This window comes from Planctomycetia bacterium, from assembly GCA_016795155.1.
Classification (GTDB): domain Bacteria; phylum Planctomycetota; class Planctomycetia; order Gemmatales; family HRBIN36; genus JAEUIE01.
In genome coordinates this window covers 1-7,259 of the sequence record JAEUIE010000038.1, presented here as the reverse complement: position 1 = coordinate 7,259, position 7,259 = coordinate 1, and the positions used below count along the sequence as shown (strand labels likewise).

Below are 7,259 nucleotides of genomic sequence, written 5' to 3'. Positions count from 1 at the left end.
ACTGATCACCAGGGAGACTTCCAAAGTGTTGTCCATCACCCGGCGTGACATGAGAGTGTCAAGGCCGCAGACCGCGAAGAGGGGTTGGGCGCTGCGTCAAGCAGCAGCCAAGGTAAAGTGAACCGCCAGTGCTGAGCGATGACAAGGTTCGTGCAGAAGTTGTCACGCCGAGGCTGTTCCACTACTTCGAGGAATCAGGCTGCGATGAAGGACCAGGGGCTGGACAACTGGGGCTATAGAGGAGGTTTGGCATTGGATTTGCCCGTGCCCTTGGATTGTCGGATGAAGTCCATCAACCGGGGGTACAGGTCCACCACGATCAACACAGCCCCGACACCGGCAATCAATCGCTGCCCCAGGTAAATATCGGCTGTATCTTTTGTCGTCGCCGCGAGAACGCACGCGGCATTGATCAGAATCGCACCAGCCACGGCTAACATGGTTACCCTCCGTCGAATTTTCCAGCTGAACAGCTATTAGTCCCGTGGTCGTATCGGCCATGCCAGGAACCCGGCACCGAGTACTGCTACGAACGCGGTAGCTCCATACCCGACTTGCCAAGGCAGGACATCGCGAGGCGTGGGCTCGAACGTCGCCAGGAATCCGAAGACGCAGAATGCAGCGATACCAAGTAGCATCGCGACCAGCAGAAGACGTGCAACCCGTGGCATCTGTTGCTCCTCCGTCGCCGAACGATCAAACACAGCGGCATCAGACACCTCCTCGAACGTACACCGTTCGGGTGCCATAGCTTGCGTGTATTCACGCTAGCTATACCGAAGTTCTCGAAGATTCCGACATCGTCAGATCGAAGTCGACCAGACTATGGCATCCGAGCATAGACTGGTGCGACGTCCGCGATTCATCGGTCCTGCCTGGCGCCTTCACGTCGTTGCGCGACGTGCCAAAGGACGCCGACATGATCGACGACGTATGCGATCAGCAGTCCCCACGGCTGCATGGCCGGTGCCTTGGGCGGCGGCACGCCGAATCGTCCTGGAAGGTCCAGGGACTCGATGTGCGTCCACCACGCAGCGAGGTCATCGACCATGAGCTGCATCATACAGTTGGCGGCCCACTCTTCGTGGAAGTGCCTCTGCAAGATGAACCCGCCCGAGCCAGCGTTGAAGATGGCGACTTCTCCATCGAGGGTCTTCTCGAAGCCAAGTGCCTCGTAGAACCGCTTGGAGCAGTCGAAGTCTTTCGAGGGGAGAAACGGACGCGCCAGTTCCGTCCCGTTGGGAACACCACTCATCATCCGCTTCTCCCTCCGCCGCCGAACGACCCCTCTCAGCAGCGGCGGGGGCCGAGTGAGCTGTGAACTCAGAACCACCTGATGCCGCCGCGCCAGGTGCAATGACTGGTTCGGCTCATCGGCGTGAGCCGGTGATGACCGACCCTTCGATCGTCTGCCGGCTAGTAACTCGGCCGCTCGCATCACGCGTCGTAACTTCTCCAACGGGGTAGGGCCAGCGATAGCCCAGCAGTCGGCTCTTGGCATACCTGCTCACCGACACCGAGTTGCTTTGGTTACCGCCCAACACGATGATGTCGTTCCCCTTCTGCCGGATGTAGAAGGCCACGTGCCCCTGCCACGTGCTGCTCCCGCGGCTGAACACGACGATGCACCCGTACTCGGGATGCGCTAGGGGATAGCCCCACTGAAGCCAAGAGCGAGCATTCGCGAGGCCCGTTCCTTTCACCCCGGCCTGCTTCATGACCCAGTTGGCGAACGCCGAGCACCAGGCGGTTTCGTCCGTTTTGAACGACCCCACCGTTTCCAGGTACTCCAGGATCCGCGGGTTGTTGTTCTTGGCGCCGGCCAGTTCCTTGGTGCCCAACTCGTCGCGAGCGATTCCCATCCAAGGTGCGTCCACGTTAACCCTCCCGCCGCCGAAAGAATCCATGCATGCCGCCTACCATAACGGTAACTCTTGGGAGGCACACTCATGTCCACCATTCTGGCGATCGATTTGGGAAAGTTCAACAATATTCTCTGCTGGTACGACTACCGGGTGCCATCGTTTGCCGGTACTCCTTCTGACGATGCCGTGGTCCTCCACGGTTCCGCCCTGGTTAGGTCGAGTACGACCAAACCAGGGCACCCGTGCAATAGAAGAGTACGGTTGGGAAGGCCGATTCAAAGCCGGGAAGTTTAAAGAGCAGCAGATTAGCCTGACCGAACTAACGGCACTCTGCCGAGTTACTTTTGACCAGTTGCTGCACAATGCTGACCCGCTTTCAGGAGAACCCAATGAGAGCAAGCGCAGATCGCTGCGGTCGCTTGAAGACATTAAGCTAAGTTGACGAGCTGATTCATCAACTGCATAGGGTGTTCTTGGTATGTTGAGCACTCGCTACGGCTGGGGCAAGCATTGTTCCCATTGGGGAGCGTCTCGAGATGTTCAACGCGGCTTTGACGTTTCCAAATCTGTGATCAACTTCTTAAAATCGTCGCGGGAATGAAGCACTGCAAGGCGGTTATCCTTCTTCAGCAATTCCGCGTTACGATAGCCTTTGTTCACTGCTAGTTGAAGCATTTTCATTGCTTCATCGGTATATCTGCGGGCTTGTGCTTTACGTAATTCGTTATCATGAATCGTAGCTCCAGCAACTTGATTAACACAGCCACATAGTGCCCGTGCCGCATCTAATGCATTTGAGGCAGGGTCCCCCTCCAGATCGCGGATCATCGAAGCAGCATGAACAGCATTGTCACAGTCACCTAATCCAGCGTAAGTATTCGAAAACGACCAGAGTTGGTTTCTATAATTCACCCTGTTGCTTTTGTTTTGCGGACTAGCGGCGATTGCTGCCTTATGATGAGGCTCGGCCTCAACCAGACAATCCTTAGCCTTTTCATATTGACGTTTCACACAATAGATATTGGCAAGGTTGACTAGTGAAGATGCCACAAGACCCCGCCCTTGAGGCTCTAACAGATGTTCTTGGGCCAATGATCTACCTATCTCCAGAGAGCAATCGAAAGCTTGAATGGCATCTTTAGATGGTCCAATGGCCATATGCTGACAACCAAGATTGTAATACGCAGATGCAAGGTTCTGCTTGAATAACTTATTTGTGGGGAAATCGTGGGCCAGCTGTCGCAGTATTGCAATAGCTTCATTATTAGCTTCGATTGCCTCTTTATGCTGGCCAATCAATGAATGATTAGAGGCGATATTTCCGTAACTGGCAGACAATTCTTCCAAGTACTCTTGTCGTGTTGGGAAGTCGGTCACCAGTTGTTTTCTCAGCAAGAGTGCACTATTGTTTGCCTTTTCACTCTCTGTCATTGCATTACGCGTTCTGTAGCAAATGGCGAGATTGTGATAACAAGTTGCCAACTGCTGGCGATATTCGGGGCGAGTTGTGTATTCAGCAGCAAGAGATTTGAAAATTGACTGTGCATCAGAAAAGAAACTCTCAGCATCCTTGATGCGACCAGTCTCGCCTAGCAAATTCGCGAGATTATTCTGACATGCCGCGAGTTCTTCACGATGTCTTGGTCGATTAGGTGCGATTTTGACAATCTGTTTACGATATGCTAACGAATCTCGATATGCTTTTTCTGCATCTGCTAATCGCCCCAAATCACGATATAGGATCCCCAGATTGTAATAGCTTCGTGCAACGTCGCCTAAGTATACACTATTGGTCGGATACTCTGTCAGTAAGTTGAGTTGGGAATCCAGAGCTTGCTGATGAGCTTTTTCAGCCTTCCCAAACCGGCCGGTACTAGCATAAACAAGACCCAAGTCCGCAACCGCTCGTGCCCAGCTCAATCGATAGTCGGGGAGCTGTGGCTCCAGCTTAAGTAAATGGTTCCAGAGATTCACAGCGCGGTCTAGGCAGTGTTCTGCATCACTAGTTCGCCCAGTGGACCTCAATAAGGTTGCATAATCTCGGTAACTATCCACCAGTTTCCGAGTTAAGCCTCTGTCGTCGGGAAACTTTTCAGCAAGGTCTTTTCGGATATCGAGGGCATGTTTGAACGCAAGTTCAGCGCCAGCCAGATCACCAAGACGAAATTTCAGGATACCTCCCCGTCTGAAACCTTCGCCGCGAATAGCACGACCTTCCACGTCATCTACGGTTATTGCTGACAGCACTTCGAAATGTTTCACAATCTTTCCGATGAACACTTTATTCTCGTCGCTGAGAGTTGGGTCACGCGCCATTTGATCTTCGACGATTTCACTGGTCAACTCACCCAAGGCAGTAACTGCTCGATCCAGCATCTGTTTCTGTTTTCAGCCAGTAAAGCTTGTGTTTTCGCTTTGAGTGCATCCTCCTTTTCGTCTCTCTCAGAACGAGCTTTATGTTCTGCTCCAATCGCCCATGTGGCCAATCCGGTGGCGACTAATGCAGCAGTAATTGAAACAATAATCAACGCCGCCGCCATGCGATACCGCCTGCACCATTTCACAACGCGTTCGATAGGCCCAATCGGTCGTGCTGTGATTGGCTTTCCTTCGAGATAGTTCTGAAGATCCGAAGCTAATGCGCTTGCGGATGCATACCGATGACGTGGTTCCTTTTGTAAGCATTTGAGACAGATTGTTTCCAGGTCAATTGGTGTTTGTGGTTGCAGTGATCGAACTGACACAGGTTCCGTATGCCGAACCTGATCCATAATTTCCATGATGTTCGCGCCACGAAATGGAGGTCGCCCTGTGAGCAACTCATACAGTATTACTCCCAGGGAATAGACATCCGCAGCGGGACCAACTTGTAAGGCCTTGCCCTCAGCCTGTTCTGGTGCCATGTAATTCGGAGTGCCAATTTGGGCGAAACTCCCAGTCAGTTCAACATTCTGCTGTTTGGCCAAACCAAAGTCTGCGATTTTTGGTTCACCAGCTTTCGTTAACAATATGTTCTGAGGCTTAAGATCACGATGAATGATGCCCTGCTGGTGAGCATAATCGACAGCCCAAGCCAGTTTTTCAAGAAGTGCAGCGGCATCGTTTGCTGAAACGGTCTTAGTACGTAGCTTTTGTTGAAGGTTTCCGCCTTCGAGATACTCCAGCGCGAAATATGGTCTGGTCGCAGTAACATTAGCCTCATGAATTAGAACGATATTGGGATGTTGCAACTTAGCTACGATCTGGGCTTCACTTTGAAATCTCTCATATGCAGCCTCACTTGCAAACTCACCTCGCAAGATCATCTTCAAAGCAACAAGTCGGCCAAGATGAATTTGCCGAGCAAGGTAGACGATACCCATGCCACCGCGTCCAAGCTCTTCTAGGATCTCCATTTGTTGAATTTGGGGAAGCGACGTATTCGTGGGCCCGGAATAGGCTGTAGTGCAGTTTGGATCAGGAATTGAGTTTGTACTGGATTGTGTTTGGTGAAGTGTGCTAGCTGCGTCTTGAACATGAATGCCTTGTTCTGCAATCGAGGATATTGGAGCAGGTTCAGTTTGCTTGGGGGTCTTTGGGCTGGGTGCTTCTTTATCGGACAGGAGATTCAAAATCCGTTCCTGCAGATCGGTATCGTCACCACAAATACGACTTAAATAGATCATTCGTTTATGAACCGACATTCGTAAGAGATCTTCAACAATTGCGTGTTCGTTCATGGCCTTCTTCTTGGAAGAGTTCAATACTCATTGACAGTTATTTGTGCCAGCTGGCAGGATATCTCCAAGTGCAGTGTTGTGGAAGCATAATCGCGCGGCGGTAACGGTGTCTTTGTGCTATTGCATTGAGTTAGTGACTCCTACTTAGTAGCCAGACATTGCTAACGCTAGGGGACTGGTTAATGGCTGAAGCGATTGAGGGAGCGGCCTCTCTCGTCCTAAATAAAGTCTACACGTAAGTAGTAGTAGTCCAGGGGGGCCTGGGGGGATATTGACATGTCAATAACCTCCGAGGTTGATCAGGCAGCCCGTACATACATCTCCTGGGGAGTACGCAAGCCTAGGCTCCAGTGCGGTCGTTTCGTGTTGTACACCTCCACGGCCTTGGCGACAGCCGTTTGTACGTGGTTGACGTTATGAACTCCGCATCCAAATCAAGCTCATCCTTGAGGATGCCATTGATCCGTTCGGCGATGGCATTCTGGTAACAATGGTCAGCGTCGGTCATGTTGGATTGCATCCCCTGCGACCTCAGCATCGCCAGGTACTCATGACAGCAGTACTGGCAGCCTCGGTCCGAATGATGAATCACGCCCTGACCCGTCACGCCCTGGACCTCCTTCAGCCAAGCCGCCGCTTTCGACAGCGCAATCACGGCCGAATGATGCGACAAGTCCCGACTCACGTGATACCCCACGATCCGTCTCGTGTACGCATCGCTCACCAGGAACAGGTACGCAAACTTTCGTCCCAACACTCTGAGGTAGGTACAGTCGCAGACCAGCACCTGGATACTCATCATAGCCCCCGTGTTACAGTGGAAGTCTTCGAACCCTTCCCACTTCCCAAGGAGACTGTGATGAGATACTACACCCAGACTCACCCATATTACCGTGGTGTCGATCTGCTCGCAAGAAGCGTGTACCTCTGCGTACGATACGAGGAATAGGTTCGTACCGAAGTTGTCTCGCCGAGGCTGTTCCACTACTTGGAGGAATCTGCCTGCGCAGAAGGACCGGGGACTTGACAACTAGGGCTATAGAGGGGTTCGGCGTCCAGGGGGTGACCGGTAATCGGTCACCCCCACGTGATTCTCTGCTTGAGCCGGACGGCTTCGACCAGTTCTCGAAGGAACCAGTCGAGCCCGTCTAGGCAGTCGTCGGACACGCTGCCCTGCAATAGTTTGTCTAGGACCGGGGTCAGCCGGCGGCTTAACACCTCGCATTGGCCCAACTCCAACGCGCCGTCCTCCCCCTGCGTGACGAACCAACGGATCGGGTCCTGGCGCTCCAACCTTCGGACGCACTCGTAGAGGTCGAGGAGTTGCGTCGGCGTCATCGTCGACGCGGCTCCCGAGTCTAACACGCCGGCGCGGGCAATGCTCGTCTGCAATGCGTGGAACGACCTGTAGGTCATTCCGAACGCGGAAGGACCATTCCAGGAAATGCCCATTCGCACGCCCCTCGCCGCCGAACGCTAAAGTTCACCGGTGCGGGCGGCACGGGTGAACTTACGAAAACGGAACCGCCGCCGAGCACGGGTGCCATCGTTTGCCGGTACCCCGGCTAACGATGCCGAGGAACAGGATGGTCCCGCCCTGGTTAGGTCGAATACGACCAAACCAGGGTACCCGGGCCATTCTCTTCATTCATCAAGGGAAAGTCAATCTTCAAAA

The 7,259-nt window shown here is 53.1% G+C and carries 9 protein-coding genes; 1 reads left to right on the top strand and 8 read right to left on the bottom strand.

All coding sequences use genetic code 11. The annotated features are described in order from the left end of the window. Nucleotides 1-233: 233 nt before the first annotated feature. The 4 genes from JNJ77_14300 to JNJ77_14285 all read right to left on the bottom strand — a co-directional run bounded on the left by JNJ77_14300 (nucleotide 234) and on the right by JNJ77_14285 (nucleotide 1,877). Nucleotides 234-440: a hypothetical protein gene (locus JNJ77_14300; GenBank protein MBL8823756.1), complete on the bottom strand. Its 207-nt coding sequence runs from the start codon at nucleotides 438-440 to the stop codon at nucleotides 234-236. A gap of 36 nt (nucleotides 441-476) precedes the next feature. After that, entirely contained in the window at nucleotides 477-671 is a 195-nt protein-coding gene (locus JNJ77_14295; protein MBL8823755.1) for a hypothetical protein, read from the bottom strand. Nucleotides 672-862: 191 nt separating this feature from the next. Further along, on the bottom strand, nucleotides 863-1,255 hold the full coding sequence (locus JNJ77_14290) for a glyoxalase (protein ID MBL8823754.1): 393 nt from the start codon (nucleotides 1,253-1,255) through the stop codon (nucleotides 863-865). 115 nt (nucleotides 1,256-1,370) lie between these two features. Continuing rightward, nucleotides 1,371-1,877 carry a TIGR02594 family protein gene (locus JNJ77_14285; protein ID MBL8823753.1) on the bottom strand — a complete coding sequence of 169 codons (507 nt, stop codon included), beginning with the start codon at nucleotides 1,875-1,877 and terminating at the stop codon, nucleotides 1,371-1,373. Nucleotides 1,878-1,949: 72 nt separating this feature from the next. Here JNJ77_14285 and JNJ77_14280 point away from each other — a divergent pair, with 72 nt between their 5' ends. Next, the gene (locus tag JNJ77_14280) at nucleotides 1,950-2,159 is read left to right on the top strand and encodes a hypothetical protein (protein MBL8823752.1); all 210 of its coding nucleotides are present in this window, start codon (nucleotides 1,950-1,952) and stop codon (nucleotides 2,157-2,159) included. A gap of 246 nt (nucleotides 2,160-2,405) precedes the next feature. On the opposite strand, the gene JNJ77_14275 is transcribed toward JNJ77_14280, so the two are convergent. The 4 genes from JNJ77_14275 to JNJ77_14260 form a co-directional block, all read right to left on the bottom strand. Continuing rightward, a complete protein-coding gene (locus tag JNJ77_14275; GenBank protein MBL8823751.1) occupies nucleotides 2,406-4,241 on the bottom strand; it encodes a tetratricopeptide repeat protein in 1,836 nt (611 codons plus the stop codon). Next, complete coding sequence (locus JNJ77_14270) at nucleotides 4,205-5,584, bottom strand: serine/threonine protein kinase (GenBank protein MBL8823750.1); 1,380 nt, start codon at nucleotides 5,582-5,584, stop codon at nucleotides 4,205-4,207. The genes JNJ77_14275 and JNJ77_14270 overlap by 37 nt, the downstream gene beginning before the upstream one ends. A 340-nt stretch (nucleotides 5,585-5,924) precedes the next feature. After that, nucleotides 5,925-6,386 carry a transposase family protein gene (locus JNJ77_14265; GenBank protein ID MBL8823749.1) on the bottom strand — a complete coding sequence of 154 codons (462 nt, stop codon included), beginning with the start codon at nucleotides 6,384-6,386 and terminating at the stop codon, nucleotides 5,925-5,927. Nucleotides 6,387-6,661: 275 nt separating this feature from the next. After that, complete coding sequence (locus tag JNJ77_14260) at nucleotides 6,662-7,036, bottom strand: hypothetical protein (GenBank protein MBL8823748.1); 375 nt, start codon at nucleotides 7,034-7,036, stop codon at nucleotides 6,662-6,664. Between the last annotated feature and the right edge of the window lie 223 nt (nucleotides 7,037-7,259).